Genomic DNA, 24,414 nt, shown 5'->3' with positions numbered 1-24,414 from the left:
AATGGTATATGGCGAGTAGTAGGAGTGGGGTGACAAGGATTATTAATACCAAGTTCCCTTTATTTTGGGAGGAAGTCAAAGTGTCCTCCTAGTACTCCGATCGGTGTATCGCCCGAAATTACTGGATTTATCGCGCCAAGATTTTGATAGGTAAAATTGAAAGAATCGTTACTATTCTTTCGCTCCTGCTCCAGATTCTTCCATCTTTTGCACCAGTCATCTCCTGGCATTGTGTCATCAGTGACGCTACACAATTTTCCTATTTGTCGCTCCTCAAACGTCCCCCAAGTATTCTTGTAGTCCGACCGCCGAACGAACGCACGTACCTTGACCCGCAGATGATTGGCCAGCAGTTGCGCCAGGCTTTCATTGGTCTGCGGGAAGAACTGAATGCCGTCTTCGATGGGGTATTCCGAACGATTGCCCATCCCTGTGCGACAGGCATAACTGTCGATCTGTGCCGTGGGGGAGAATGCCTGTGGCGAAAGCTTGTTGTAGTTCAGTACGTCCAGGGACATCTGATAGTCCCCGGTGGTGTGATAACCAAAGGCGATTCGCTGAGGTACGCCATGACTGAAGAACGAAAGGTGCTCGATAGGGGCCTGGGCCCGATCTTTACCGCTGTTCAGGTAGGCGATCAATTCCTTGACTGTTGTGACGGTGATGAAGTCCGCGCCGTAGGAGTCGGCGGAGCTGCGTGCCGCACTGAGCATGGCTTCATTGTAAAACGGGGTGAAGACCACCAGCGTCCGCGCCAGGGCGGGCTTGCTGCGTTTGAACTCGCCCAGTTCGCGCACCGCCTGGCCGATGAACATCATCTTGTTGCCCGAACGCTGGTCATGCTGGCTGCCGGCGACGGCAATCAACTCGGGAGTCAGCGGCGCCTTATCGCTGGTTTTGGGGTTGTCTTCAGCGGCGAGGGACTGCGATGGCTTCGCCTGTGAAGCAGGGGGCGAGAAGAGATTCTGACCGGAGGGGGCGGCAGTTCTCATCGGCTCCGCGGGTTTGCTCGATGATAGCGGGCCCAGTGGCGCGATAATGCGATTGGTCCCCTCCGGGCAGCCGCAACTGACCATGTTCCTGTCGACGGCCATGGGAATGCCGTCCCAGGTGTAATCGGGGTCCCCTTCAGCGACCGTCCCGGCTTTTCCACACTTGGGGCATGTTCCGGTCTTGTCGCCTCTGAGAATGAATCCTCTGCCCTCGCAGATGCCGAAGTGCGTGATGTAGCTGATCAGCAGTGCGCCGGTGGTGGTTCTATCCCCACCGAGTGCCTGGCCCTTGCCATTGATATCGGGGCGGTGCGCTGTCATTGCTCGGCCTTCTTCGCGGGGAGGAAGTCGCTGGCAGGAGGCGAGTGCTTGCGGAGGTTGATGTGCCCGATGTTCTGCCGGCTATTGATGATTTCGTCGCCGTTATCCAGCCGGCTGCCGACCAGGGCAAGGTTGGAGAAGGCGTCTCCCGCACCAGTCTCGATATAGGCAATTGAGCCATCCGGATATTCGACGGGGTCGCCGATCCGGGCGATGGCGAGCGCTTCACCTGAGGGCAGGGTGATGGTGAGGCTGGAGGTACCTTGAGTTATTACGCCGCCGCGTTTGCTCTGGCTTCCCTCGGAGGCAAATAGTCGAATGGCTATTGCGGGGTTTTCCTGCTGTTCAGCCTGGTTCCGCCGAATAAGTTCTGCCGCCTCGGCATCGAATGTGTTTATTTGCTCTTCGGAGAAACAAGGCTTGTTCAGTTCCTGCAGGCGTTCTGGCGATACTTCGTTGTTGTAGAAGCGGGTTGATGTATTTGCGAGCGTCATATGCTTGCCTCTTTGTAGTAGTGATATGGCAGCGTTTTCCCAGACTCAGGGGAAATACGTTGCCGAAAAATCGACTCTACTTAGGGGGTTGTTGCTGCGTATGTAGGAATTGGCTGCGTGGTGGGTACGCTGATTCAGTGCGGGAAGGCGAACGGGATGTGAGAGCTGGGAAAGGCTCCTAGCTGCAAATGGTTGATCTGATTATTGTGGCTACGCCCGAATACCATGGAGTTCATCGATTTTCGTCGTTGGGGATTGGCATTTGTCCGGAGTGGGTAGCCTGAAGAAAAATTGCCAACGAATCGTGGCGGTTTTGATCGGCCGCAACCGGTCAGGCTCTTGCAGGTCCCGTGGGATTACGAATTCAGCCATTCCCGGATCGCCCGTGTTGGCTGCCTGTACCGACGTTGTGCAATTACCCTCACCTGCCGGTGCAGCGGTTTTCTTATGCCGAAGCGTCTATTCCGGGCTTGTTCGCAAGAGAGGGCAAATCGCTACGACTAAAGTCGTCTGGAGCCCTTGCAGCGCTCCAATAAATTAGGGATCGACGACATCCGCGTCATCCCCGCTGTGAGGACAAGAACAAAATGAACGACAGCATCTACCAGCGGATTGATACCAATCCGCGCTTCAAAGAGTTGGTGGCCAAGCGCGAGCGATTCGCCTGGTTGCTCTCCCTGATCATGTTGGGCCTGTACGTGGTCTTCATCCTGCTCATCGCCTTCCAGCCGCAGCTGCTCGGCGCGAAGATCAGTGCCGATTCGTCCGTCACCTGGGGCATCCCCATGGGCGTCGGGCTGATTCTCTCTGCCTTCGTGCTTACCGGCATCTACGTGCGCCGGGCGAACGGTGAATTCGACCGCCTCAACCAGGAAATCCTCAAGGAGGCCCAGCAATGAAAGGCCGACACTCCGCGGCCCTCGCGCTGGCCGCCGTTCTTCCCGCCCTGTGGGCTCCCGCACTCTGGGCTGACGCCCTCACCGGCGAGGTGCAGCGCCAGCCGCTGAACGTCTCCGCCATCGTCATGTTCGTCGCCTTCGTCGGCCTGACCCTGTGCATCACCTACTGGGCCTCGAAACGCAGCAAATCCGCCGCCGATTTCTACACCGCCGGTGGCAGCATCACCGGTTTCCAGAATGGCCTGGCGATCGCCGGCGACTACATGTCCGCCGCGTCCTTCCTCGGCATTTCCGCTCTGGTATTCACCTCCGGTTACGACGGCCTGATCTACTCCATCGGCTTCCTCGTCGGCTGGCCGATCATCCTCTTCCTGATCGCCGAACGCCTGCGCAACCTGGGCAAGTACACCTTCGCTGACGTGGCGTCCTATCGCCTCAAGCAGAAGGACATCCGCACCCTGTCCGCCTGCGGTTCGCTGGTGGTGGTGGCCTTCTACCTGATCGCGCAGATGGTCGGCGCCGGCAAGCTGATCGAACTGCTGTTCGGCCTGAACTACCACGTCGCCGTGGTGCTGGTCGGCATCCTGATGGTCCTCTACGTGCTGTTCGGCGGCATGCTCGCCACTACCTGGGTACAGATCATCAAGGCCGTGCTGCTGCTCTCGGGCGCCACCTTCATGGCGATCATGGTGCTCAAGCACGTCAACTTCGATGTCAGCACGCTGTTCTCCGAAGCCATCAAGGTCCACCCGAAGGGCGAGTCGATCATGAGCCCCGGCGGCCTGGTGAAGGACCCGATCTCCGCGTTCTCCCTGGGCTTCGCGCTGATGTTCGGCACCGCTGGCCTGCCGCACATCCTGATGCGCTTCTTCACCGTCAGTGACGCCAAGGAAGCCCGCAAGTCGGTGTTCTTCGCCACCGGCTTCATCGGCTACTTCTACATCCTGACCTTCATCATCGGCTTCGGCGCGATCCTGCTGGTCAGCACCAACCCGGACTTCAAGGACGCCACCGGCGCGCTGCTGGGCGGCAACAACATGGCGGCCGTGCACCTGGCCGATGCCGTGGGCGGCAGCCTGTTCCTGGGCTTCATCTCCGCCGTGGCCTTCGCCACCATCCTCGCGGTGGTTGCCGGCCTGACCCTGGCCGGCGCCTCGGCCGTGTCCCACGACCTGTACGCCAGCGTGCTGAAAGGCGGCAAGGCCAACGAGAAAGATGAGCTGCGCGTCTCGAAGATCACCACCGTGTGCCTCGGCGTGGTCGCGATCGTGCTCGGCATCCTGTTCGAGAAGCAGAACATCGCCTTCATGGTCGGCCTGGCCTTCTCCATCGCCGCCAGCTGCAACTTCCCGGTGCTGCTGCTCTCCATGTACTGGAAGAAGCTGACCACCCGTGGCGCGAAGATCGGTGGCTGGCTCGGCCTGATCACCGCGGTGACCCTGATGATCCTCGGCCCGACCATCTGGGTGCAGATCCTCGGTCACGAGAAAGCCATCTACCCGTACGAGTACCCGGCGCTGTTCTCCATGGCCGTGGCCTTCATCGGTATCTGGTTCTTCTCCATCACCGACAAGTCGACCGCTGCCGACGAAGAGCGCGCGCGCTTCTTCCCGCAGTTCATCCGTTCGCAGACCGGCCTGGGTGCCAGTGGCGCAGCTGCCCACTGATCGTCTGAGCTAACCTGCCGGGGCCGGGGGTGGAAACACCTCCGGCCCCGCTTTTTTGACAGGGATGGATGACGGATGTCCGACGATTTCAACTTCGCCTCGCCGCCCTTCGACCAGCTCCGCCCGCGGGAGCGCGAACAGCTGCGCGATGCGCTGAGCGTGGGCTACTACACGGTCGATGAAGTGCTGCTCGAAGCCGGCGCGCCGGTGCCCTGCCTGTTCGTCCTGATGAAGGGCGTGATCGAGGAGCGCGGCGAGGACGGCAAGCTGTTCGCCCAGTACGGCGCCGAGGACCTGTTCGACGTGCGCGGGCTGTTCTCCGGCAGCAGCAAGCACCGCTACCAGGCAGTGGAAGAGAGCATCGTCTATGAACTGCCGGCGGCGGTGTTCCACCGGCTGTGCACGGACAACCCCCAGTTCGCCCGCTTCTTCCGCGCGGACCTGGCCAGCAAGCGCCAGCTGGAACGCCGCGACGGGCAGAACCTCGCCGAATTCATCCTCACCCGCATTGCGCCCGAACACCTGTTGCCCGCCATCGAGGTGGGGCCGACGCTGCCCCTGGGCGACGCCGCGCGCCTGCAACTCAGCCGCGGCGCGGACGCGCTGCTGGTGCGCGAGGACGGCGCGCTGGGCATCGTCACCCGCACGGACCTGATGACCGCACACTTCCGCGATGGATTCAGCGAGGCGCAACCGATTGGGCCGCTGGCGCACCGCCCGTTGAGTCACGTCGAGCTGGGCGATTTCCTCTTCGATGCGATGATCCTCATGACCCGCCAGCGCATCGAGCGCGTGGCGGTATGCGAGGAGGGCAGGGTGGTCGGTCTGCTGCACCTGACCCAGGTGCTCAGCCTGTTCTCCACCCACTCCCATGTGCTGGCGCTGCGCATTGCCCGCGCCGAAAGCGAGGCTGAGCTGCGCGCCGCCGCCGAGACCCTGCATACGCTGATCGCGACCCTGGCGGGCAATGGCATCCGCCTGCGTTTCATCATGCAACTGGTCAGTGCTCTCAACGAACAACTGCTCGAGCGCCTCTTCGAGTTGCAGGTTCCGCCGGTCCTCCGTGGTCGTTGCTGCCTGCTGGTGATGGGCAGCGAAGGGCGCGCGGAGCAGTTGCTCAAGACCGACCAGGACAACGCGCTGATCCTCGACGATGGCCTGCCGGTGGAGCAGGGCCTGTTGCTGATGCAGCGCTTCTCCGCCGCGCTGCTGGAGTTCGGCTATCCGCCTTGCCCCGGTGGGGTGATGGCCAGCCGGCCGGAGTGGTGCAAACCCTTGTCCGAGTGGCAGCGCGAATTGCGCGAGCTGCCGCTGCAAGGTCGCTCCGAACAACTGATGCGCCTGTCGATCCTCGCCGATGCCTGGCCGGTGGCGGGCAACCGAAGGCTGTTCGACAGCCTGCGCGAATGCCTGTACGAGCTGGCCGGCGACAGCAGTCGCTGGATGAGCGACCTGGCGCTGCCGGCCCTGCAATTCGACACGCCACTGACCTTCCTCGGCCAGCTGAAAACCCAGGATGCGCAGCTGGACGTGAAGCGTGGCGGCATTTTCCCCATCGTTCACGGCGCCCGTGTGTTGGCCGTGCGCGAAGGGCTGGAGGAGCGCGGCACCCTCGGCCGACTCGTCGCCCTGAAGGCACTGGGCGTGCTGGACGATTCGCTGGTGGACAACCTGGCCGAAGCCTTCGAGCTGTTCCTGCAACTGCGCCTGCGCCAGCAACTGGATGGCCAGCGTGACGGCCGCGAACAGGGGCTCGATGTTTCTCGCCTCAGCCGCCACGAGCGTGATCTGCTGCGCTTCGGGCTGCATACGGTGAAGAAGTTCAAGCAGAGCCTGACCCGCCAATTCCACCTGGAGACCCGATGAACGCTTGTGTCGCTGCACCCGATCCGCACTGGTCTGCCTGGCGCCGTCGCCTGTACTGGTGGCGGCACGATCCGGCGGAGGCGGAAGAGCTGGTGTCGCTGGACCTGGAGACCACCAGCCTCGACCCGCGCAAGGCCGATATCCTCAGCATCGGCGCGGTGGTGATCCGGCGTGGCAAGCTGATTCTCGGTGAGCGCCTGGAGCTGCTGGTGGAGCCGCCGCCGTCGCTGGACGGCGAGTCGATCCGTATCCACAAGCTGCGTCGCACTGACCTTGAGGGGCAACTGCCGTTGGTGGAAGCCCTGCGCCGGGTGCAGGCGTTCGTCGGTGATCGGCCGCTGCTGGGCTACTACCTGTCCTTTGACGTCGCGGTGTTGCGCCGGCACCTGCGCGAGCAACTCGATGCGCGGCTGGACAACCCCCGCGTGGAAGTCTCGGAAATCTACCACCGCAAGATGAGCCGGCGCTTCCCCGACCTGCACCTGGATCTGCGCTTCGACACCCTGGCGCGCCATCTGGAAATCCCCATCGAAGGCCGCCACACCGCTATCGGCGACGCGCGCACTGCAGCCCTGATGTTCCTGCGCCTGCGCAAGGGCTCACTACCCCGCGACCTGAGCTGATCCCGAGTACGTGCAGATTCTTTGAATCTTCCGCGCATCCTCCCAGTCGGAAACCATAAGCGCTGGCCTATCGCACCACCGCGAGCCATCGCCCCTCGTCGACTGAAAGAGGAGAGACGATATGGGACTCGGGACCATCCTGTTGATCATCCTGATCTTGCTGCTGATCGGCGGCCTGCCGGTCTTCCCCCACTCGCGCAATTGGGGTTACGGCCCCTCCGGTGTGATCGGCGTGGTGCTGGTCGTGCTGCTGGTGCTGTTGTTGCTGGGGCGGATCTGACCGGGCGGGGACGGATCGGTTTGCCCCATTAAACCCTTCACCCTCACCCTCACCCTCTCCCCAGGGGAGAGGGGACCGTTCGGCACAGGTTGAAACCGAATTGTCAGCCGGCACGAGCGGCTCCCTTTTCCTGCGGGAGAGGGCTGGGTGAGGGGAGTGCCCTAGCGCGGTGGCGTCAGATAACTCGGCTTTCGTCACAGCGCCGATACGTCACAGGGTGATTCGTCGCACAGCCATTCCGAGGTGCCTGTACTAACATACTGGGCCTTTGCCATCAGGGAGTCGTAGGGATGCTGGGCGTTGTACTGGTTGTGCTGGGCGTGGTGTGGTTGCTCGTCCAGTGCGGGCTGGGCCTGCCACCGCTGGCCGAAGCCATGACCCTGGACCCGGTGGTCAATCCGGACCGCTATTGGCAGTTTGCCTTCCTCGGCCCAGCCTTTCCCGTGGCCCTGGGCATCTTCCTGTTGCGCTACCGCATCAGGCAATTCGCCCAGTTCAAGCGCGAGCGCATCAACTGCGCGGCCCACCTGCTCGTCTCCGCCGGCATCGCCCTCGTGCTGGGCAAGCTCTGCGTGCTGCTCCAGGCCTGATCTGTATCCCTCGAAGCGCTAGTGCGCCGGCGGTTTGCCAGGGGCATTCAGCGCCCTGATTTCGCCGCTGATAGCCGAAAGCCTTGGTTACACTTCGGGCCACAGTCGTCGACAGGACCGTTGTCGACACCCGTCCCGAACAAGACAAGAAAAGGCAGACCTCCCCTATGCAAAATCGCATCATGATCACCGGCGCCGGTTCCGGCCTCGGACGCGAAATCGCCCTGCGCTGGGCCCGAGAGGGCTGGAAGCTGGCGCTGGCCGACGTCAACGAAGCAGGCCTGCAGGAAACCCTCAAGCTGGTACGCGAGGCCGGCGGTGACGGCTTCACCCAGCGCTGCGACGTGCGCGACTACAGCCAGCTGACCCAGCTGGCGCAGTCCTGCGAAGAGAAATTCGGCGGCATCGACATCATCGTCAACAACGCCGGTGTCGCCTCCGGCGGCTTCTTCAGCGAACTCTCGCTGGAAGACTGGGACTGGCAGATCTCGATCAACCTGATGGGCGTGGTCAAGGGCTGCAAGGCCTTCCTGCCGCTGCTGGAGAAGAGCAAGGGCCGGATCATCAACATCGCCTCCATGGCTGCCCTGATGCAGGGCCCGGCGATGAGCAACTACAACGTGGCCAAGGCCGGTGTGGTGGCGCTTTCGGAAAGCCTGCTGGCCGACCTCAGTCTGGTGGATGTGAAGGTCCACGTGGTCTGCCCGTCGTTCTTCCAGACCAACCTGCTGGATTCCTTCCGTGGTCCGAGCCCGGAGATGAAGACCCAGGTCGGCAAGCTGCTGGAAAGCTCGCCCATCAGCGCCGCCGACATCGCCGACTACATCCACCAGGAAGTGGCCCGCGACGTCTTCATGATCCTGCCCCACGAACAGGGCCGCATGGCCTGGCAGATCAAGCAGCAGAACCCGCAGGCGCTGTACGACGAGATGGCGAAAATGGCCGAGAAGATGCAAGCCAAGCGCCGCAGCCTGGGCTGATTTCCAGTCACTTTTTGCCCCCTTTCGGTGCAGTGGAAGAGAGGGCTTGCCCAGGCCGGTGCAAAGGGTTAGTTTTAGTCACCGGCCTGCCTGGCTGATGTACGTTGGACCCCGGTGAAAGCCCCGCTCATTTCGCGGGGCTTTTGCTTTTTCGGGCTACTGCCCAGCTCTTGGGATTCGTGCTTTGCGCATCGCCAGGCCTGTGTTAGAAGGCTCCGGTGTCATTGAAGGAAGAACCCGCTTGCACTCTGAATCCATCGTCTATGGCTGCATCCGCGACTGGCCCGGCGACTCGATGGAGCGCCGCCTGCGCCGCGCCGCCAACCGCAAGGTGCTCGACAGTCTGCCCATGGGCGAGGCCTGGCCGTTCCTGGGCCGCGAGATGTTCAGCCGCTGCGAGACCGAGGGCGCGGGCCTGTACCAGTCCCAGGTGATCCATTTCGGCGCCAGCTACCAGACCATCGAGTACGAGTGGAAGCTCTGGGTCGAACAGTTCGAAGCCCTGCTGCGCCGCCTGTACTGGGCCAGCGCGGTGGTGCATCTGGAAACCGAAGTCAACGGCAGCCACACCTTCCGCTGGGAGTCCGAAAACGGCTTCCACAGTCCGCGCGAAGGCGAGCTGAAAGTGCGCTGCGCCTGGGAGCGCGAGGGCGGCCTGCGCGGCTGACCGGCGCACTTCCCGTCACGGAAAGAGCCCCCATGATCAATTACCTCTGGTTCGTCCTCGCCGCTTTCTGCGAGATCGCCGGCTGCTACGCCTTCTACCTCTGGCTGCGTCTGGACAAGAGCGCCCTGTGGATAATTCCCGGCCTGCTCAGCCTGACGGTCTTCGCCCTGCTGCTCACCCGCGTCGAAGCGAACTACGCCGGGCGCGCCTATGCCGCGTACGGTGGTATCTACGTCGCTGCGTCGCTGTTCTGGCTGGCCTTCGTCGAGAAGAGTCGCCCGCTGTGGAGCGACTGGGTAGGCGTGGCGCTCTGCGTCATCGGCGCCAGCGTGGTGCTGCTGGGGCCGCGTCTGGCGCCCTGATCCGCTCCCATCTGACCACTGAGCTTCGTCGTAGGATGGGTGGAGCTTGCGATACCCATGCCGTGGTGCACGCAATTGATGGGTATCGCTGCGTTCCACGCCATCCCACATAGTGTTCAGCCTGAGCGTCATAGAAGGAGCGTGTCAGTCCTCCAGCCACTCCTTCGGCACTTCGCTTTTCAGCATCAGCTGACACTGCTGGCTTTCCGGATCGAAGACGATCACCGCCTCGCCGCGCTTGAGTGCATGCCGCGCGCGCTCCACGCGCACGTCCAGCGGCGTGTCGTCGCCGTTGTCGGTGCCTTCGCGGGTAACGAAGTCTTCCAGCAGGTTGTTGAGGGTGTCGGCTTCGATCAGGTCGTACGGAATCAACATGGCAGGTACTCGCGAATTGCAGCGCGGGATTGTAGTCCCGCGCCGCGCGCCGTGCAGCTTCAGTCCTTGCCTTCCTTGCCTTTGTCGCTGCTCCTGTCAGAAGCGTCACCGCTGTCGATCAGGTCGTCCACCGGTGGCACATGGGTTGTGCTTTCCATGTGTACCGGGTGCTCCAGCTGCTTGCTGAAACGCTCCAGCGTGCCTTCGCTGGGCTCCGCGTCGCTGTCGAACACCGGCGGACTGAGCATGTAAGCCGTGAGCAGTTTTGCCAGCGCGGCAAGGCTGTCGATATGGGTGCGTTCGTAGCCGTGGGTGGCATCGCAGCCGAACGCCAGCAGGGCGGTGCGGATGTCGTGGCCGGCGGTGATCGCCGACTGCGCGTCGCTGTGGTAATAGCGGAACAGGTCGCGGCGCACCGGGACCTCATGGCGTTCGCCCAGCCGCAGCAGATGTCGCGATAGATGGAAGTCGTAAGGTCCGCCGGAATCCTGCAAGGCCACGCTCACCGCGTGCTCGCTGGAGTTCTGTCCTTCGGCCACCGGGGCGATGTCGATGCCGACGAACTCGCTGACGTCCCAGGGCAGCGCGCCGGCCGCGCCGGAGCCGATTTCCTCGGTGATGGTGAACAGCGGGTGGCAATCGATGGGTGGAACGTTGCCGCTTTCCACGATGGCCTTGAGCGAAGCCAGCAGCGCGGCGACGCCGGCCTTGTCGTCGAGGTGGCGGGCGCTGATGTGGCCGCTCTCGGTGAATTCCGGCAAGGGGTCGAAGGCGACGAAGTCGCCGATGGCCACGCCCAGGGATTCACTGTCGGCGCGGCTGGCGGTGTAGGTGTCCAGACGCAGTTCGACGTGGTCCCAGCTGATCGGCAGGGTATCCACGGCAGTATTGAAGGCGTGCCCGGAAGCCAGCAGCGGCAGCACGCTGCCACGGAACACGCCGTTCTCGCAGAATACCGTGACGCGGCTGCCCTCGGCGAAGCGGCTCGACCAGCAACCCACCGGCGCCAGTGCCAGGCGACCGTTGGGCTTGATCTCGCGGACGATCGCGCCAATGGTGTCCAGGTGCGCCGAGACCGCGCGATCCGGACTCTTGCGCCGGCCCAGGAGGGTAGCGCGAATGGTCCCGCGGCGGGTCATCTCGAAGGGCACGCCGATCTCCTCCAGCCGCTCGGCAACGTAACGCACGATGGTGTCGGTGAAGCCGGTGGGGCTGGGGATGGCGAGCATTTCCAGCAGCACGCGCTGCAGGTAGTTCAGGTCCGGTTGCGGCAGTTTGGTCATGCCGGGGCCTCCACGTTGGGGTGTGGCTGGTCACGGTTGTCGCGGTGCAGCAGTTCGCGGCTCAGCGGGAAAAGCAGGTCGACGAAGCGCTCGGCAGTGGGCTGTGGCTCATGGTTGGCCAGACCGGGGCGCTCGTTGGCTTCGATAATCACGTAGTCCGCCTGGTCGGCCTCGGTGACCAGCAGATCGAGTCCGGTGACGGGTATTTCCAGCGCCCGCGCGGCGCGGATGGCGGCGTCGGCCAACGCCGGGTGCAGCCGTTCGGTGACATCTTCCAGCGTGCCGCCGGTGTGCAGGTTGGCGGTACGGCGCACGGCCAGGCGCTGGCCGCTGGGCAGCACGTCGTCGTAGGTGAAGCCCGCGGCGCTCAGGGTGCGCTCGGTTTCGCCGTCCAGCGGGATGCGACTCTCTCCGCCGGTGGCCGCCATACGCCGACGGCTCTGCGCCTCGATCAGCTTGCAGATGCTGTGCCGACCATCGCCGATCACCTCGGCGGGGCGGCGGATGGCGGCGGCCACCACTTCGTAGCCGATCACCACGATGCGCAGGTCCTGGCCGGGGTGGTAGCTCTCGAGGATCACGCGGGTGTCGAACTGCTTCGCGTGGGCGATGGCTTCCTCCACCTCTTGCGGCGTGCGCAGGTCCACGGCGACGCCCTGGCCCTGTTCGCCGTCCACCGGCTTGACCACCAGTGCGCTGTGCTCCTCAAGGAACGCGGCATTCTCCTGGGCACTACCGGCCAGCCGCTGTTGTGGCTGGCGCAGGCTGGCACGGTCGAGGGCGCGGTGGGTGAGGGTCTTGTCCTGGCACAGGCTCATGCTCACGGCGCTGGTGAGGTCGCACAGCGACTCCCGGCAGCGGATGCGCCGGCCGCCCTGGGTGAGGGTGAAGAGGCCGGCGTCGGCGTCCTGCACCTGGACTTCGATGCCGCGCCGATGGGCTTCGTCGACGATGATCTTCGCGTAGGGGTTCAGACCTTTCTCCGGGCCGGGGCCGAGGAACAGCGACTGGTTGATGCCGTTCTTGCACTTGATGGCAAAGGTGGGCAGCTCGCGGAAACGCAGCTTGTGGTAGAGCGACTTGGCCTGCCGGTTGCCGTGCAGCACCGACAGGTCCAGATACGCCAGGCCGCGGCTCATGAAGTGCTCGATCAGGTGGCGCACCAGCGCTTCGCCGACGCCGGGCCGGCTGGACTGTGGGTCCACCGCCAGGCACCAGAGGCTGGAGCCGCCTTCCGGATCGCGGAAGGCCTTGGCGTGATTGATGCCCATGACCGTGCCGATCACCGTGCCGGTCTCGGCGTCTTCCGCCAGCCAGTAGGCCGGGCCGCCCTGGTGGCGCGGGGTGACGTTGGACGGATCGACTGGCAGCATGCCGCGCGACAGGTACAGGCGGTTGATCGCTGCCCAGTCTTCATCGCTGTGCACGCGGCGGATGCGGAAGCCGCGGAAAGGCCGGCGCGCGGGGCGATAGTCGGTGAACCACAGGCGCAGCGCGTCGGATGGATCGAGGAAGAGTTGCTGCGGTGCCTGCGCCAGCACCTGCTGCGGAGCGGCTACGTAAAGGGCAATGTCGCGCTCACCGGGCTGCTCGTTGAGCAATTCGGCGGCGAGCTTGTCGGGGCTGGAAAAGGTGTGGCCAATCAGCAGGCGGCCCCAGCCGCATTGCAGGATCAGTGGGCCGTGGCTTTCCGCGTGGTCGCCGGCGAAACGTGCCTGCAGCCGCTCGTAGGTCGGCGTCTGGCCGCGCAGCAGCCGCTGGTTATGGGGATGGGGCAGGTTGGAATGGGCTTTCATCTTGCGCTCCCTGATAAGGCATCTGTCCTGGGCTGGAAGAAAAGGCAACGCCGCACGAGGCGGCGTTGCCGGGCTCTAGAGGCCTTGTTCCGTCAGCCAGAGGTTGAGGGCCGCCAACTGCCACAACTTGGAACCACGCAGCGGAGTAAGGTCGCTCGCCGGGTCGCTGAGCAGGCGGTCGAACATCGCCGTCTCGAACAGGCCGCGGTCCTGGCTCGGGTCCAGCAGCAGTTCGCTGACCCAGGCGCGGGTATTGCCTTGCAGGTGCTTCAGGCCGGGCACCGGGAAATAACCCTTGGGTCGGTCGATCACCTCGCAGGGGATGACCTTGCGCGCGGCGGCCTTGAGCACCTGCTTGCCGCCATCGCCGAGCTTGAAGCGCGACGGGATGCGCGCCGACAGCTCCGCGACGCGATAGTCGAGGAACGGCACGCGGGCTTCCAGGCCCCAGGCCATGGTCATGTTGTCCACTCGCTTGACCGGGTCGTCGACCAGCATGATGGTGCTGTCCAGGCGCAGCGCCTTGTCTACCGGGTCCTCCGCGCCAGGCTGGGCGAAGTGGTCGCGGACGAACTCGCTGGCCACGTCCTCCACCCGCAGGGCTTCGCGCACGGTGTCCAGGTATTCGCCGTGGCTACGGTCGAAGAAGGCCGCGCGGTAGGCCTGCAGTGGGTCCTTGGCGCCGGCCACTTTCGGGTACCAGTGGTAGCCGGCAAACAGCTCGTCGGCGCCCTGGCCGCTCTGTACCACCTTGCAGTGCTTCGAGACCTCCCTCGAGAGGAGGTAGAAGGCAATGCAGTCATGGCTGACCATCGGCTCGCTCATGGCGCGGAAGGCCGCGGGCAGCTGCGAGATCACTTCGTTCTCGTCGATGCGCAGCTGGTGGTGGCGGGTGCCGTAGCGCTGGGCGATCAGGTCCGAGTACTGGAATTCGTCGCCGCGCTCGCCACCGGCGTCCTCGAAGCCGATGGAGAAGGTCAGCAGGTCCTCGACGCCGGCCTCGTGCAGCAGGCCGACCAGCAGACTGGAGTCGACTCCGCCGGAAAGCAGCACGCCGACTTCTCGGGCGGCGCGCTGACGCACGCTCACGGCGTCGCGCAGGCTGGACAGCAGGCGGTCTTCCCAGTCGTCCAGGGTCAGCTCGCGCTCGTCCGGCAGCGGGCCGTAGTCCAGAGTCCACCAGCGCTGGCGCTCGGTGTGGCCGTCGGCGTCGATGGTCATCCAGGTGGCCGGCGGCAGCTTCTGCACTTCGGCCAGCAGGGTGCGCGGCGCGGGCACCACGGCGTGGAAGTTCAGGTAGTGGTTGAGTGCCACCGGGTCCAGCGCCGGGTCGATGTCACCGCCCTTGAGCAACGCCGGCAGGCTGGAGGCGAAGCGCAGACGCTTGCCGGTCTGCGACAGGTACAGCGGCTTGATGCCGAGGCGGTCGCGGGCGATGAACAGGCGCCGTTTGTCGCGTTCCCAGATGGCGAAGGCGAACATGCCATTGAGGCGGGGCAATAGTTGTTCACCCCAGGCGTGGTATCCCTTTAGAAGTACTTCGGTGTCGCCTCCGGAAAAGAAGCGGTACCCAAGGGCTTCCAGCTCGCCGCGCAGTTCGGGGTAGTTGTAGATTGCCCCGTTGAACACCAGCGACAGGCCCAGCGAGGTGTCGATCATCGGCTGACCGGAGGCTTCGGCCAGGTCCATGATCTTCAACCGCCGGTGCCCCAGGGCCACCGGCCCTTCGCTGTGGAAGCCCCAGGCGTCGGGGCCTCGCGGGGCGAGGTGATGGGTGATGCGTTCGACTGCGGCAAGGTCCGCAGCCTGGTTATCGAAACGTAGTTCTCCTGCTATTCCGCACATAGTGCTGTGGGCCCAGTAAAATCAGGGCCTCAGTCCTCCTTAGCTTTCCTCCGTACCAATTTCGTACCAGTTTTTAGCTTTTCCATCTCGCTCCAGTCGGAAGTCGAGTTGAGCCACTTGGCGTAAGTCGAAAGCAGAACTGGCACGCTGTGGCCGAGCTGCGATGCAATGAAAGCCGGGTTCATGCCAGCCATCAGGCACATCGTCGCGTAGGTGTGGCGAGTGTCATACGTCCTGCGCTGGCGCATGCCGAGCTTCCGCAAGGCGTCGCGCCAATAGCGTTTCGGGCCCGTCTCCGACTTGATGTACAGGTCGGAGCGTTCTGCCTTCAGGCTGGGAGCAAACACGTAATCCGATCTCGCCGCAGTCAGCGGCCTAGCTTGTTCGAGGGCATGCAGCGCGCGATCGTTCAACAAAACTTCCCGAACGGTCTTCGTTTTCGTGCGCTCGTAGATTTTCCCGCGTTGCTGGATTCGGCAGACCCTGGCCTTGCGGCTGCGCGTGTCGACCTCCTCCCAGCGCAGGGCCATCGCCTCGCCCGGGCGCATGCCGGTGTAGAAGAGAAACTCGAACAAGCAGGCGTAAATCCGCTGCAGGCCGGTGGCCAGGACGTACAGTTTATCGATGATCGCGTCTGCCTCCTCTCGGGTGAGCGGGTCAATCTCCCGCTTGGGGACCCTGGCCTTCGGGATGGAGAGAGTGGGATCGCGTTGGACCAGTTCCTCCTTCAAGGCCAATTTGAACAAGCACGCCAGCACCCGAACGGCGTACTTCCGCCGGCCGGGCGACGGCCAGTTCGTCTGCGTGGTGATCCGGCGCAGCATCTGCGGCGGGATCTGGTCCATAGGCAGCTGCGCCAGGTGAGGAATCCAGTAGAGCTGCAGGGCGATCCGGTAGCCCTTGCGGGTGCTGTCCACGATCTCGAGCGAGTCCAGCCACTCCTGGGCGTAATCAAAGAACGTGGGGCATGCAGTGGAGGGGAGCTGCGCACGCGAGGATGGGAACAGCTCCAGGTACTTCTCGTGGGTCAGGGCGCCCAGCTTGTTGAGCTGGACTACCTGAGTACGTACAGCGTCTGCTGCTGCGATCCCTTTCGGGGTCGGGGGGTAGGCAAGCGTCTCGCAACGCCTGCGCTTTCCCCATTGGAATCGAATGCGGACTGACTTGCCGATGACTTCAACGCCGGTCGGCAGGTCCAGAGGCTTTCTAGCCACGCGTCGTACCTCCTTTTGCTGTAGATGATTCGGCCGTCAATTTTCATCCAAACAGTGGTCGGGATGATGCCCCGCTCTCGCTTGCGCTTCAGGGCTTTGTCAGTGGTGCCGATCAGCTCGGCCATCTTCTTCTCGGTGACCTTGTCCACCTCGTCGAAGAGGTTTTCAGCTGCACCCATGGCGATACCTCTCTACGCCGGCTGGCGCCGGCGGGTTCAGTGTTGGGGTGTAGTCATGCCTTCGCGGCGCGCATTCTTTCCAGCTGCGCCTGGTCGGGGTGCCGGTAGTTGAGCAGCCATTCCGGGGTCTTGATGAAGCGGTTCGCCTGCTTGATCTGGATGTGGGCGCTGATGTCCGGCTGGTTTGGCCAGGCCGCGATCCACTCATCCAGTAGCGCGGCCATGCGCCCCTGCCAGTCGTCAGGCATGGCATGCATCATCACTCGCGGCAGTACCGCATAGGCGCTGTAGCTCAGGCCGAACCATTGCCAGAGTTGGTCGTAACCGCTCGCGGCCGGCGGCGAATCACCAGGAACAGCCGCCAGCGTCCGCACTTCGTAGCCAGGCCATTCGTGAGGATGTGCCTTGACCATGTCGTGGTGCTCCTTCGAGCACGGCTGCCAGTTCTCTGGGTGGGAGGTGAAGTACGAGCAGTAGCGGAATTGCTCAGTCATCATTCACCTCCCTGCGCCGCCGTAGCGGCTAGCAAATGGGCGATGTCGGCGGCAACCACTCGGCCATCAGCCACATCCTCCCGGACATCAACCTCTTCATCGTCTTCGCAGACGTTCTCTAGGCACTCGGCCAGGTGCTCGATTTCGCATTGCGCGCGGGACAGCAGGGTGCGGACTTCCTCCGGCACCTGCCCAGCCTGGGCGACCGGGGCGTCTGCCATCGCCAGCAGACGCTCGCGCTCTTCGTTGCTCATGCTGGTGGCGATGGCCGTGATCTCGACCGCCTTCTCCCAGGGGACTGGCCGGCCGTGAACCACGCGCCAAGTGTCGATGAGCTTGGCTGCAAGCAGCTCGGGGGCGTAGGCTCATCGCCAGGGCGGACGATGTCCTTTGCGGGCATGGCCGCATCGCAGGCAGGGCACATGCCAGAGCCCTTGATGAAGCCAGCGCCATAGCTTTCCCTGGCATACACGGCGCCGCAGTGGTGCGGGCATTCCACCGGCGGATCGGGCGGCAGGGGATCCCCCCATTCGTGCACTGGGATTTCAAACCGGTCCTCGGCGACGTCCGAAGTGGCGCGCAGCGGGCAATGCGCCGTATCGTGATCCGCCGCGCCAGGACAGTTGGTGCATTGCTTGCCGGTCATGCGCCCTTCAATCATGCGCCAGACCGTTTCGTGTTCCGGCCAGTCGCTTTCGACCACCACGCACTGCACCATGGCCTTGCCGAAGTGCGCCAGGCGATAGATCTGCTCTTGCCTGGTCATCCCACTGGCATCGGGTTCCTCGTCGAGCTGCGACAGCTTGATGACCATGTAGCGCTTCTCGCGCTCAAAGGCTGGCGCTTCCTGATCGCAATTGCACTGGGCAGCAGTGTGCCCTCCCGCACCGCAGAGGGTGCAGGCTTGTTGTTCGGTCATGGCTTACCCCTTGACCAGCTTCAGCTGGCCTTCCGATTCGAGGATATTGATGCGCGAGGTGTCGAAGCGAGGCGAGTTCAGGACTCGATGGATCAGCGTCGGCAGTTCCGCCAGCAGGCCTGCCGGCATCTGGTTGTAGTCGACGCAGTGCAGGGTCTTCAGGATGTTCATGGTCTCGCGGTCGGGGATGATCTCCAGCATATCCGCGACGTTCTTGATGCAGCAGATGTCGAAGTGGCCGCCCTGCAGCATCTTTCGTAGAGCCGCTTCGGCGGCCAGGATCTTGACGTCCATCAGTCGGCCTCTACGGGGTATTGGATGGTGCCGGTGGCGCCCTGGTCGGCGTCGTTGGCGATCTGGTTCAGCTGGCGGGCGAGCTGGCGAATGTCCTCCGGCACCATGAAGAGTGCCTCGGGCAGCCCATCGATTCGGCAATAGCCGCCGTCCATTGCCTGGCGGTGCTCGACCGTCAGTTGGATGTCTTGCATGGGGTTTCTCCCTGGAGCTGGCGCCAACGGATGGCGTCCTCGTAAAGGCTGACCAGGCGGACCAGTTCAGCCCGTCGGGCTTTGGCGATTCGGAAGCGGTCAGCGCACGGCTCGACCTGATAGAGGCCGACCCGATGGTCGTCGCCGCATTGGTTCAGGCAGTCGCAGCGCTCTCCGTCAGCCATCGCTGTCACCTTTCGGCGGGACAGGCCTGCAGCGCAGGCAGTCGCATTCGGGGATGGGGCGGAGAGTGCGGCGGCAGAAGGTGGGGCTGGTCATGGGTTGCCTCCGCTCGACAGGGCGTGCGCCAAGTGGCGCGCGTAGGTCGATACCGCGCGCCAGTAGGCAGCCATCGGCCCCTTACGGCGCTTCCACGCGCATTCAGCTTCGGCGTTCGCCTGGTCACGAAGCTCGCGCATCACGGCCTCGATTCGTGCCCTGTCCTCCGCCGGCAGCTCCAGCAGCGCCTTGCCTGCTGGTAGGCGCAGGAGTGGGTTGATGTAGCCCATCAGGCTGCGCTCCTTGCTGGTTCGGTGATCTGGCTGGCGGTGTGCGCCTGCATGCCCAGCTTGCTGGCAACGTGGTACTCAAGGCAGGCGCCTTCGGAGTTGTGCCAGCCCGGCAGCATGGCGATCGAGTCGCAGGTGATCAGCTGTGCCAGGGCTAAGCGCAGGTAGCCGGACCAGGTGGTGTCAGCTGGCGCGTTGTTCTCGGCCGGGTTCTCGACGTGGTAGCCGAGCTGGCGCAGGCGCGCGGCCTCGGCGTGGAAGGCCGGGTAGTTGAACTCCGGCAGGCCGGTCATGGGGCCGGCGAGGTATATGCGATTCATGCGGCCTCCGAAGCTGGGACGATTCGACCGAGATCGTCTTCCATCGCACCGTTCTTCACCCAGCCGGTTAGCTCTTCACGCGTAAATCGCCCGGCGTCGATGGGGTTCGTGGAGTAGCCAGAAAAACCGGCACGGTGGTAAGCGTTGTGACCCTTATGCCAGAGCAGATAGATGGGCTCGTTGCGCGGCCAGAGGATGTCTCGAAGAACTTCGGCGCGGCGGAAGTCCATCTGTTTCGTGGCCCTTGCCAGTTCGGCCTCTAGGCGCTTGCGGCGAATGCCGTCGTTACGTTTGCAGCGCAGGTCTCCCGGGTTATCGGCGTACAGGCTGAAGCTTGCCTCGTTGGTTACGCCGTACCTCCCAGAGACCACCCACCACATATTGTTGATGTTGTAGAAGGCGATGCCGGTCTGCATCCGGCCCTTCCGCCCGGCGAAGTAGACGCGCTGTCCTTGATCGAGAAGCTTTCCATCTGCTGTCCTGCGATTGGCGTTGAAACAGCTGATGAGGCCCGGTTTGCTGTAGGAGTCGCGCCAGGCTGGCCAGTCACCATTGAAGTGATGGCTTGTGCGCCAACACCCCTCGACGAACTCCATGGCAGTCTTTCCGGTTGGCCCCCGCTTTTCGCTGCGCCCGTCCCGCCAGCAGTCGTCGAACACATAGCCGGTGAAAACGTTGCAGAGGTAAGCCCGAATGCGTCGGCGAGTGCGCTCCATCTCAAGTCGCACTAGGTAGGGCATGTGCGCTTCCTTGTCCGACTGGTATCGCCCGGCGTGGTCTGGCCGATCAGGAGCGCTCACGTTCTGGAAAAAATCAAGGGTGATGCTGCGACCACAAAGTTTCAGATCGGCGCGCAGGTCGCCCTTTCTGGCGTAACGGTTGTTGTTGTCGGTGAATATGTGCGTGTTCGGGCCGACGGTGTAGCCCAAGCGGTTCAACGTCTGCACGATGCGCGCGAACACCTGGCGCTTAAAATCGCGCTCCCAGGCCTTCTGCTCGTTCCAGCCCATGTGTTCGCGATCCTCGCGAATAGTGAGGCTTGCATCGCTAAACATGACGACGCCGCTGCGTTCAATTTGCATAGGGGTGTCCTCGCGCCGTAGTGGCGCAATGGCATGGAGTGGGGTAGGTTCGGATGGCCCGGCATGGGGCAGGATCAAGGAGAGAAGGATGGAACCAGAACTTCGCGCAAAAATTGGTATTCCCGAAGATCACCGTGTTGAGCAGACCAACACGACGTGGAAGCAGAAGAGCGGCAGAGACACCGATACCTACTGGTACGACGAGTTCAACGCGGCCGGCGAGTTGGTGGCCAAATACATCGTTGAGGACAGCACCTCTATGTACCCACCGTTTGGGCGAACGGTGACGTGGAGCAAAGAGTGATCAGCAATTCGCGATGCTGATTAGTCTCCGCAGAAGCAGTCGATGTCCTCGCTCACCAAGCCGGCTGCTTCAAAGTCGAATGATTCTTGAGTCGCCATCCGCTCGGCGTACCACCCCATGTGGGCGTACTTCGGGCGGTCCTGGCGGAAGACTTGGCCGAACTTCTCTTCAATACCTGACCACCAGATCACCCGCGAAGGGTCTTCGATGATGGAGCGGTAGAGTTTTGCTTCCATCTTCTTCCAGCACAGATCGCAGTTGCCAAAGTCGGAGTCGATGGCAAGGTCGAAGGGCTGCTCGCTCCAGAACTCCATTACCTGCTCCTTGGTAACTCCGTCCAGGTAGAGCGGGGTGTAGTACTCAAAGCGACCGCTTCCTTTCTCGTTCTGCGCCATCATCCGGTGATACCGTCGTGGTTCGTCGTAGCGGATTCCAGCCACGCTGTCCCAGTGGTCGTAGCCAAGACTCCGCATGTACTTCTCGGCCACCTTGATCTTCAGATAGGCAGTGCACATGTTGTTCGAGAAGTTCGGCAGAACCGGCGGCAAGCCTTTTTCCTCGCGCCGATAGCGGGCGTAGTAGTCGAGCATCATCTCGAAAGGCTCACCCTGGCGGCTGGCTGTTTTGTAATCCACCACCCGGAACCATGGCGCGTCTTCTGGCTGGCCATACTCTCTGCACCATTCCAGATAAGTGATCCCGGCTTTCCAGCGCCTATCGATCTCATCCAGGAAATCCAGGCTCTCCAGGCGTTCCTTCCCCGTGTTCTCGAACAGCGGATGGACGTCGGCTGGAAGCCGTCCGCCGTGCGCTAGGCGGATTCGGTGGAGCATGTAAGCCGATGTACGTCCTGCGCTGACACCGATCTGCGCCGGACCCTTGATGAAATAGGGGTTCATGGTTTCTCCAGGTAGAGCGCCGCCGCGCCGCGAGTGCAGCGGATGGCGTGGTGATGGGTTAGCGTTTCCGGAAGGTCTTGGTGATGGCGCCGTTGATCGAGCGCCCTCTGCGATTGGCTCAGGATGCTTTTTGTGGCTTGGGGCTAGACTTGAGCGGAGTAGTCAAGGCCCTCTCGACGCTCCATCCGAGACGCAGGCGCATGCTGAGCGCATTGGCTGTCATGCCTATCTCCGAGGCCCAGTCGGCTACGTTCTTGGTGATTCCGTTGTGCTCAAGCAGGACACAGTGAGTGCGGTTCTTGTTCTGCTGCGCCTGGGTTAGCCATCTGCAGTTCCCAGGCTCATATCCCTTGTCGTTTTCGATTCGATCCAGCGTCATGGATCGGTCCGGGCATTCGCCCATGTCTTCTCGGAAGTTCGCGAAGTCGTGCCAGCGATCGCATACCTTCACGCCGCGGGCTCCGTAATACTGATAGTTGCTGGCCGACTCCGTGTAGCAGCGCTGCATCATCGACTTCCAGCGCGCATAGGTCAGCGTTCCGCACCCGCCGTGCTTATTTCGCATTTTTGACTCCTGTGCATCGCCATGGCATTCCCCTCCTTGGGAAGCCGCCCGTTGCCGGGCGGTTAAATGAATGAATTACTGAATGAGCTGGCTGCGGACGGGGCGGACGCGAAGCTCGAGGTACTTGCCGTAGTAGTCCTGGTAGCCAGCGTTGAAGTACATGCCGAAGGCGGTGCCGGCGGAGCGCTGCGAACTCGACCAGTACCATTCGGGTCGGAATGCTTCCTGGCCACCAGCCTTGAAGGCCTCGACCGTGGTCTGTACCGGCGATTCCTCGCTGTACAGATCGCCGGGCGGAAGGCTCGAGTGGTTCTCGCCGTCGCGGCCCCAGGCATAGTTCTTGTTGGTGGTCGGCTTCAGGTTGCGGTACTGCAGCTCCTGTACGTCGCGCGCCGGGATAGCCCAGTCGGTATGGCCGCCGATCTCCAGCGCGAGAACCTGCTGCGCCAGTTCGCTACCGGCGGCTGCCATTGCCTCCGTGTTCGCCCGGCTGTCGGTCATGCTGTCCGCGCCTTCGATCTTGACGCCGTACTCACCCCACTCGCCGGTCAGTTCATGCTCGGCGCCGGCGGTGATGGAGACGTAACGCCTGCCATCCTGGAGGTAGAAGCCGGAGACGAAGCCGCCGCCGTAGTGCTGGCCGATCTCGGGAAGGATGGTTGCTGCCTGTGCTGCTGCTTGCATGGTTGATTCCTCTTTTCGGGCAACAAAAAAGGCGCCTATGCGCCCTGGGAAGGTGATGGCCTGGCGGCCAGATGAATTACTGAATGATCAAATGAACACTCTGCGGACGGGGCGGACGCGAAGCTCGTAGTACTTGACGCTGGTGATCTGGTCGCCATCGTCGAAGTCCATGGGGAAGGCGTTGTTGGCGGAGCGCTGCGTGCTCGACCAGTAGTAGCAGTCCTTCGCGAACAGGTCGGGGGTATTCACCCAGCCCTGATACAGTTCGGCAGCGGCCGGCAGGTAGAAGTCAGAATGCCCGTCAGCCTGGTGTTCTGTGCACGCGGTAGCTGCGGGGTGACCGCCTTCAGCTAACAGGGCTTGAGTGTTGGCCAGGCCATCGACCTTGCTGGTGGCTTTCGACTCGTTGCCGCGTCCACCCCAGGCGCGATCGCCAATGTCTTTGGCAGCAAAGACCAGGTAGTGCGCGGGGATGCCATCGCGGGCTGGAACGAAGCCGGCGTTGTGGCCACCTTGTCCCGGCCAGTAAGCGCCGACTGCCGGAACAGCTTGGTCGCTGGTGATCTCCTCGACTGCTGGGGCCTGCGCCTGCTGAGTGACGCCAACATGGGCCAGAGCAGCCGCGACGAAGGTGGTGGCAACTACGTGAGCCGGGACCTTGAGAATCAGGCCTTCCGGGGTCTTCACAGTGATCATGTCCTGTTTCATGTGATTTCCTTGTTCTTGCGTGGGAAGCTGATGAGGTGTTCGGCGGCGATCTTGCGGACAGTTGCCCGATCAAGGTCCATCGCATCTGCAGTGGCGCTTACGGTCATACCCTGTTCAGCGCAGTATTGAACTGTGCGGGCGAGTAATCGGCGCTTCTCGCGCTTGTTGTCCTGGAACTTGGCGTGTGCCGCGTCGGTTTGGCCGGAGCGTGCTTTGCTGGGCTCCCGGCCTCGCTTGTTCCAGAGTTCGTCTGTCTCGCCGGATTTGCCGAATGGGACAATGTCGATCTGGCCGCCGCCTGAGAGGAATTGCGCAACCAAGCCGGCGATCTCCGCTCGGTTGATATCGGTCAGGGGAGTGGTGCGGTAGTCGATGGAGATCATGCTGCGACCCCCATGACTTTCTCCATGCGTTCGTCGAGAAGTTCGTAGAAGGTCTTCACTCGCTCGGCAAGCTTGCGGATGTAGGCCTCGTCGCGGTGGACGCGCACCATGCAGAGCGGCATGCCCGGCCAGTAACCGAGGAAGTCGATCCACTCACGCTCCGAAACCCAGAGCCCGCCATAGCATTGGGCTGCGTGCTCGGACGGCAGCTCGCCGGCGATGATCACGCTGACCAACTTTTCCGGGATCTTGGTCTTCACTTCGATCAGGCCTTGGTCGCCAATCAATCCGTCTGGCGAGTAACCGATGCCGTGGTTCAGAATGATTCCGACTTGCTCGATCTGCTCCGGTGCCGTTTCGGTGCGGAGGCAGTACAGGTCGCGCACAACAGGCTCAAGTTCGTGACCGCGCGCACTGCTGCCGTTTCCGCGCCATGGCTCTGCCTCAGCTCCGGTGATCCGTTCGCCAATCAAACGGTCCATGTAGGTGAAGGCGCCGACGCCGAATCCGGCCTGGCCTTTGCCGTTCACCATCAACACGTCCAGTTCTGAACAGGTCGCGATGCCCAGGCGGCAGTCCAGCCATGCCTGGGAGCCCTGCTCCAGTTCTTTGAAGACTTGCATGGT

31 protein-coding genes are annotated in these 24,414 nt (G+C 62.9%); 10 read left to right on the top strand and 21 right to left on the bottom strand.

From position 1 onward, the window contains the following. Positions 1 to 59 precede the first annotated feature (59 nt). Both ACKI1H_RS27370 and ACKI1H_RS27365 read right to left on the bottom strand, forming a co-directional pair. Complete coding sequence (locus ACKI1H_RS27370; protein ID WP_440466944.1) at positions 60 to 1,313, bottom strand: PAAR domain-containing protein; 1,254 nt, start codon at positions 1,311 to 1,313, stop codon at positions 60 to 62. Then, complete coding sequence (locus tag ACKI1H_RS27365) at positions 1,310 to 1,807, bottom strand: PAAR domain-containing protein (protein WP_138520338.1); 498 nt, start codon at positions 1,805 to 1,807, stop codon at positions 1,310 to 1,312. Before ACKI1H_RS27365 ends, ACKI1H_RS27370 begins: the two co-directional genes overlap by 4 nt. A 587-nt stretch (positions 1,808 to 2,394) precedes the next feature. Between ACKI1H_RS27365 and ACKI1H_RS27360 the strand changes: the two genes are divergently transcribed. The 9 genes from ACKI1H_RS27360 (at position 2,395) to ACKI1H_RS27320 (ending at position 9,741) form a co-directional block, all read left to right on the top strand. Continuing rightward, positions 2,395 to 2,706: a DUF485 domain-containing protein gene (locus ACKI1H_RS27360; protein ID WP_024763446.1), complete on the top strand. Its 312-nt coding sequence runs from the start codon at positions 2,395 to 2,397 to the stop codon at positions 2,704 to 2,706. Further along, the gene (locus ACKI1H_RS27355; protein ID WP_440466943.1) at positions 2,703 to 4,373 is read left to right on the top strand and encodes a cation acetate symporter; all 1,671 of its coding nucleotides are present in this window, start codon (positions 2,703 to 2,705) and stop codon (positions 4,371 to 4,373) included. The genes ACKI1H_RS27360 and ACKI1H_RS27355 overlap by 4 nt, the downstream gene beginning before the upstream one ends. A gap of 75 nt (positions 4,374 to 4,448) precedes the next feature. Beyond that, the gene (locus tag ACKI1H_RS27350) at positions 4,449 to 6,239 is read left to right on the top strand and encodes a DUF294 nucleotidyltransferase-like domain-containing protein (protein WP_440466942.1); all 1,791 of its coding nucleotides are present in this window, start codon (positions 4,449 to 4,451) and stop codon (positions 6,237 to 6,239) included. After that, the gene (locus tag ACKI1H_RS27345) at positions 6,236 to 6,862 is read left to right on the top strand and encodes a 3'-5' exonuclease (RefSeq protein ID WP_440466941.1); all 627 of its coding nucleotides are present in this window, start codon (positions 6,236 to 6,238) and stop codon (positions 6,860 to 6,862) included. The genes ACKI1H_RS27350 and ACKI1H_RS27345 overlap by 4 nt, the downstream gene beginning before the upstream one ends. A 121-nt stretch (positions 6,863 to 6,983) precedes the next feature. Then, complete coding sequence (locus ACKI1H_RS27340) at positions 6,984 to 7,142, top strand: DUF3309 family protein (RefSeq protein ID WP_138520342.1); 159 nt, start codon at positions 6,984 to 6,986, stop codon at positions 7,140 to 7,142. 290 nt (positions 7,143 to 7,432) lie between these two features. Then, positions 7,433 to 7,732 carry a hypothetical protein gene (locus tag ACKI1H_RS27335; RefSeq protein WP_138520343.1) on the top strand — a complete coding sequence of 100 codons (300 nt, stop codon included), beginning with the start codon at positions 7,433 to 7,435 and terminating at the stop codon, positions 7,730 to 7,732. Positions 7,733 to 7,899: 167 nt separating this feature from the next. Further along, on the top strand, positions 7,900 to 8,712 hold the full coding sequence (locus tag ACKI1H_RS27330; protein ID WP_138520344.1) for an SDR family oxidoreductase: 813 nt from the start codon (positions 7,900 to 7,902) through the stop codon (positions 8,710 to 8,712). Positions 8,713 to 8,953: 241 nt separating this feature from the next. Continuing rightward, positions 8,954 to 9,379 (top strand): hypothetical protein, encoded by a 426-nt coding sequence (locus tag ACKI1H_RS27325; RefSeq protein WP_017522014.1) that lies wholly within the window; start codon positions 8,954 to 8,956, stop codon positions 9,377 to 9,379. 32 nt (positions 9,380 to 9,411) lie between these two features. Next, positions 9,412 to 9,741 carry a YnfA family protein gene (locus ACKI1H_RS27320; RefSeq protein ID WP_138215220.1) on the top strand — a complete coding sequence of 110 codons (330 nt, stop codon included), beginning with the start codon at positions 9,412 to 9,414 and terminating at the stop codon, positions 9,739 to 9,741. 144 nt (positions 9,742 to 9,885) lie between these two features. On the opposite strand, the gene ACKI1H_RS27315 is transcribed toward ACKI1H_RS27320, so the two are convergent. The 13 genes from ACKI1H_RS27315 to ACKI1H_RS27255 form a co-directional block, all read right to left on the bottom strand. Next, positions 9,886 to 10,116 carry a YheU family protein gene (locus ACKI1H_RS27315; protein WP_440466940.1) on the bottom strand — a complete coding sequence of 77 codons (231 nt, stop codon included), beginning with the start codon at positions 10,114 to 10,116 and terminating at the stop codon, positions 9,886 to 9,888. A 59-nt stretch (positions 10,117 to 10,175) separates the two neighbouring features. Continuing rightward, entirely contained in the window at positions 10,176 to 11,399 is a 1,224-nt protein-coding gene (locus tag ACKI1H_RS27310; RefSeq protein ID WP_440466939.1) for an osmoprotectant NAGGN system M42 family peptidase, read from the bottom strand. Further along, positions 11,396 to 13,195 (bottom strand): N-acetylglutaminylglutamine synthetase, encoded by a 1,800-nt coding sequence (gene ngg, locus ACKI1H_RS27305; protein WP_440466938.1) that lies wholly within the window; start codon positions 13,193 to 13,195, stop codon positions 11,396 to 11,398. Before ngg ends, ACKI1H_RS27310 begins: the two co-directional genes overlap by 4 nt. Before the next feature lie 75 nt (positions 13,196 to 13,270). Beyond that, a complete protein-coding gene (locus ACKI1H_RS27300; RefSeq protein ID WP_440466937.1) occupies positions 13,271 to 15,040 on the bottom strand; it encodes an N-acetylglutaminylglutamine amidotransferase in 1,770 nt (589 codons plus the stop codon). 29 nt (positions 15,041 to 15,069) lie between these two features. Then, positions 15,070 to 16,254: a tyrosine-type recombinase/integrase gene (locus tag ACKI1H_RS27295; protein WP_440466936.1), complete on the bottom strand. Its 1,185-nt coding sequence runs from the start codon at positions 16,252 to 16,254 to the stop codon at positions 15,070 to 15,072. A gap of 232 nt (positions 16,255 to 16,486) precedes the next feature. Beyond that, positions 16,487 to 16,927 (bottom strand): hypothetical protein, encoded by a 441-nt coding sequence (locus ACKI1H_RS27290; protein ID WP_440466935.1) that lies wholly within the window; start codon positions 16,925 to 16,927, stop codon positions 16,487 to 16,489. Continuing rightward, positions 16,927 to 17,181, bottom strand: a complete 255-nt coding sequence (locus tag ACKI1H_RS27285; protein ID WP_440466934.1) for a hypothetical protein — start codon at positions 17,179 to 17,181, stop codon at positions 16,927 to 16,929. Before ACKI1H_RS27285 ends, ACKI1H_RS27290 begins: the two co-directional genes overlap by 1 nt. Continuing rightward, positions 17,178 to 17,846 (bottom strand): hypothetical protein, encoded by a 669-nt coding sequence (locus tag ACKI1H_RS27280; protein ID WP_440466933.1) that lies wholly within the window; start codon positions 17,844 to 17,846, stop codon positions 17,178 to 17,180. Before ACKI1H_RS27280 ends, ACKI1H_RS27285 begins: the two co-directional genes overlap by 4 nt. A 3-nt stretch (positions 17,847 to 17,849) precedes the next feature. Continuing rightward, complete coding sequence (locus ACKI1H_RS27275) at positions 17,850 to 18,140, bottom strand: hypothetical protein (protein ID WP_440466932.1); 291 nt, start codon at positions 18,138 to 18,140, stop codon at positions 17,850 to 17,852. Further along, the gene (locus tag ACKI1H_RS27270; RefSeq protein ID WP_440466931.1) at positions 18,140 to 18,334 is read right to left on the bottom strand and encodes a hypothetical protein; all 195 of its coding nucleotides are present in this window, start codon (positions 18,332 to 18,334) and stop codon (positions 18,140 to 18,142) included. Before ACKI1H_RS27270 ends, ACKI1H_RS27275 begins: the two co-directional genes overlap by 1 nt. A gap of 275 nt (positions 18,335 to 18,609) precedes the next feature. Then, positions 18,610 to 18,843: a hypothetical protein gene (locus ACKI1H_RS27265; RefSeq protein WP_440466930.1), complete on the bottom strand. Its 234-nt coding sequence runs from the start codon at positions 18,841 to 18,843 to the stop codon at positions 18,610 to 18,612. Beyond that, a complete protein-coding gene (locus tag ACKI1H_RS27260) occupies positions 18,843 to 19,163 on the bottom strand; it encodes a DUF4406 domain-containing protein (RefSeq protein WP_440466929.1) in 321 nt (106 codons plus the stop codon). Before ACKI1H_RS27260 ends, ACKI1H_RS27265 begins: the two co-directional genes overlap by 1 nt. Beyond that, entirely contained in the window at positions 19,160 to 20,245 is a 1,086-nt protein-coding gene (locus tag ACKI1H_RS27255) for a hypothetical protein (protein WP_440466928.1), read from the bottom strand. The genes ACKI1H_RS27260 and ACKI1H_RS27255 overlap by 4 nt, the downstream gene beginning before the upstream one ends. 88 nt (positions 20,246 to 20,333) lie before the next feature. On the opposite strand from ACKI1H_RS27255, the gene ACKI1H_RS27250 reads away from it, so the two are divergent. After that, positions 20,334 to 20,549, top strand: a complete 216-nt coding sequence (locus ACKI1H_RS27250; protein WP_440466927.1) for a hypothetical protein — start codon at positions 20,334 to 20,336, stop codon at positions 20,547 to 20,549. Positions 20,550 to 20,569: 20 nt separating this feature from the next. Here the strand turns inward: ACKI1H_RS27250 and ACKI1H_RS27245 are convergent, their stop codons facing one another. The 6 genes from ACKI1H_RS27245 to ACKI1H_RS27220 form a co-directional block, all read right to left on the bottom strand. Continuing rightward, positions 20,570 to 21,448, bottom strand: coding sequence for a hypothetical protein (locus tag ACKI1H_RS27245; RefSeq protein WP_440466926.1), 879 nt, complete (start codon positions 21,446 to 21,448; stop codon positions 20,570 to 20,572). A gap of 118 nt (positions 21,449 to 21,566) precedes the next feature. After that, on the bottom strand, positions 21,567 to 22,013 hold the full coding sequence (locus tag ACKI1H_RS27240; protein ID WP_440466925.1) for a hypothetical protein: 447 nt from the start codon (positions 22,011 to 22,013) through the stop codon (positions 21,567 to 21,569). A gap of 75 nt (positions 22,014 to 22,088) precedes the next feature. Continuing rightward, positions 22,089 to 22,697: a DUF1566 domain-containing protein gene (locus ACKI1H_RS27235; RefSeq protein WP_440466924.1), complete on the bottom strand. Its 609-nt coding sequence runs from the start codon at positions 22,695 to 22,697 to the stop codon at positions 22,089 to 22,091. A gap of 87 nt (positions 22,698 to 22,784) precedes the next feature. Beyond that, positions 22,785 to 23,405 carry a DUF1566 domain-containing protein gene (locus tag ACKI1H_RS27230; RefSeq protein ID WP_440466923.1) on the bottom strand — a complete coding sequence of 207 codons (621 nt, stop codon included), beginning with the start codon at positions 23,403 to 23,405 and terminating at the stop codon, positions 22,785 to 22,787. Further along, positions 23,402 to 23,788: a hypothetical protein gene (locus tag ACKI1H_RS27225; RefSeq protein WP_440466922.1), complete on the bottom strand. Its 387-nt coding sequence runs from the start codon at positions 23,786 to 23,788 to the stop codon at positions 23,402 to 23,404. Before ACKI1H_RS27225 ends, ACKI1H_RS27230 begins: the two co-directional genes overlap by 4 nt. After that, positions 23,785 to 24,411 carry a YqaJ viral recombinase family protein gene (locus tag ACKI1H_RS27220; RefSeq protein ID WP_440466921.1) on the bottom strand — a complete coding sequence of 209 codons (627 nt, stop codon included), beginning with the start codon at positions 24,409 to 24,411 and terminating at the stop codon, positions 23,785 to 23,787. Before ACKI1H_RS27220 ends, ACKI1H_RS27225 begins: the two co-directional genes overlap by 4 nt. Between the last annotated feature and the right edge of the window lie 3 nt (positions 24,412 to 24,414).

The organism is Pseudomonas sp. YH-1 (assembly GCF_051990045.1).
Taxonomy (GTDB): domain Bacteria; phylum Pseudomonadota; class Gammaproteobacteria; order Pseudomonadales; family Pseudomonadaceae; genus Pseudomonas; species Pseudomonas nicosulfuronedens.
This window is presented reverse-complemented; position numbering and strand designations above follow the sequence as displayed.

Coding starts and splice junctions, on each gene's coding strand:
- ACKI1H_RS27370 (WP_440466944.1), bottom strand. CDS start 1,313: ATGACAGCGCACCGCCCCGATATCAATGGCAAGGGCCAGGCACTCGGT.
- ACKI1H_RS27365 (WP_138520338.1), bottom strand. CDS start 1,807: ATGACGCTCGCAAATACATCAACCCGCTTCTACAACAACGAAGTATCG.
- ACKI1H_RS27360 (WP_024763446.1), top strand. CDS start 2,395: ATGAACGACAGCATCTACCAGCGGATTGATACCAATCCGCGCTTCAAA.
- ACKI1H_RS27355 (WP_440466943.1), top strand. CDS start 2,703: ATGAAAGGCCGACACTCCGCGGCCCTCGCGCTGGCCGCCGTTCTTCCC.
- ACKI1H_RS27350 (WP_440466942.1), top strand. CDS start 4,449: ATGTCCGACGATTTCAACTTCGCCTCGCCGCCCTTCGACCAGCTCCGC.
- ACKI1H_RS27345 (WP_440466941.1), top strand. CDS start 6,236: ATGAACGCTTGTGTCGCTGCACCCGATCCGCACTGGTCTGCCTGGCGC.
- ACKI1H_RS27340 (WP_138520342.1), top strand. CDS start 6,984: ATGGGACTCGGGACCATCCTGTTGATCATCCTGATCTTGCTGCTGATC.
- ACKI1H_RS27335 (WP_138520343.1), top strand. CDS start 7,433: ATGCTGGGCGTTGTACTGGTTGTGCTGGGCGTGGTGTGGTTGCTCGTC.
- ACKI1H_RS27330 (WP_138520344.1), top strand. CDS start 7,900: ATGCAAAATCGCATCATGATCACCGGCGCCGGTTCCGGCCTCGGACGC.
- ACKI1H_RS27320 (WP_138215220.1), top strand. CDS start 9,412: ATGATCAATTACCTCTGGTTCGTCCTCGCCGCTTTCTGCGAGATCGCC.
- ACKI1H_RS27315 (WP_440466940.1), bottom strand. CDS start 10,116: ATGTTGATTCCGTACGACCTGATCGAAGCCGACACCCTCAACAACCTG.
- ACKI1H_RS27310 (WP_440466939.1), bottom strand. CDS start 11,399: ATGACCAAACTGCCGCAACCGGACCTGAACTACCTGCAGCGCGTGCTG.
- ngg (WP_440466938.1), bottom strand. CDS start 13,195: ATGAAAGCCCATTCCAACCTGCCCCATCCCCATAACCAGCGGCTGCTG.
- ACKI1H_RS27300 (WP_440466937.1), bottom strand. CDS start 15,040: ATGTGCGGAATAGCAGGAGAACTACGTTTCGATAACCAGGCTGCGGAC.
- ACKI1H_RS27290 (WP_440466935.1), bottom strand. CDS start 16,927: ATGACTGAGCAATTCCGCTACTGCTCGTACTTCACCTCCCACCCAGAG.
- ACKI1H_RS27285 (WP_440466934.1), bottom strand. CDS start 17,181: ATGAGCAACGAAGAGCGCGAGCGTCTGCTGGCGATGGCAGACGCCCCG.
- ACKI1H_RS27280 (WP_440466933.1), bottom strand. CDS start 17,846: ATGACCGAACAACAAGCCTGCACCCTCTGCGGTGCGGGAGGGCACACT.
- ACKI1H_RS27275 (WP_440466932.1), bottom strand. CDS start 18,140: ATGGACGTCAAGATCCTGGCCGCCGAAGCGGCTCTACGAAAGATGCTG.
- ACKI1H_RS27270 (WP_440466931.1), bottom strand. CDS start 18,334: ATGCAAGACATCCAACTGACGGTCGAGCACCGCCAGGCAATGGACGGC.
- ACKI1H_RS27265 (WP_440466930.1), bottom strand. CDS start 18,843: ATGGGCTACATCAACCCACTCCTGCGCCTACCAGCAGGCAAGGCGCTG.
- ACKI1H_RS27260 (WP_440466929.1), bottom strand. CDS start 19,163: ATGAATCGCATATACCTCGCCGGCCCCATGACCGGCCTGCCGGAGTTC.
- ACKI1H_RS27255 (WP_440466928.1), bottom strand. CDS start 20,245: ATGCAAATTGAACGCAGCGGCGTCGTCATGTTTAGCGATGCAAGCCTC.
- ACKI1H_RS27250 (WP_440466927.1), top strand. CDS start 20,334: ATGGAACCAGAACTTCGCGCAAAAATTGGTATTCCCGAAGATCACCGT.
- ACKI1H_RS27245 (WP_440466926.1), bottom strand. CDS start 21,448: ATGAACCCCTATTTCATCAAGGGTCCGGCGCAGATCGGTGTCAGCGCA.
- ACKI1H_RS27240 (WP_440466925.1), bottom strand. CDS start 22,013: ATGCGAAATAAGCACGGCGGGTGCGGAACGCTGACCTATGCGCGCTGG.
- ACKI1H_RS27235 (WP_440466924.1), bottom strand. CDS start 22,697: ATGCAAGCAGCAGCACAGGCAGCAACCATCCTTCCCGAGATCGGCCAG.
- ACKI1H_RS27230 (WP_440466923.1), bottom strand. CDS start 23,405: ATGAAACAGGACATGATCACTGTGAAGACCCCGGAAGGCCTGATTCTC.
- ACKI1H_RS27225 (WP_440466922.1), bottom strand. CDS start 23,788: ATGATCTCCATCGACTACCGCACCACTCCCCTGACCGATATCAACCGA.
- ACKI1H_RS27220 (WP_440466921.1), bottom strand. CDS start 24,411: ATGCAAGTCTTCAAAGAACTGGAGCAGGGCTCCCAGGCATGGCTGGAC.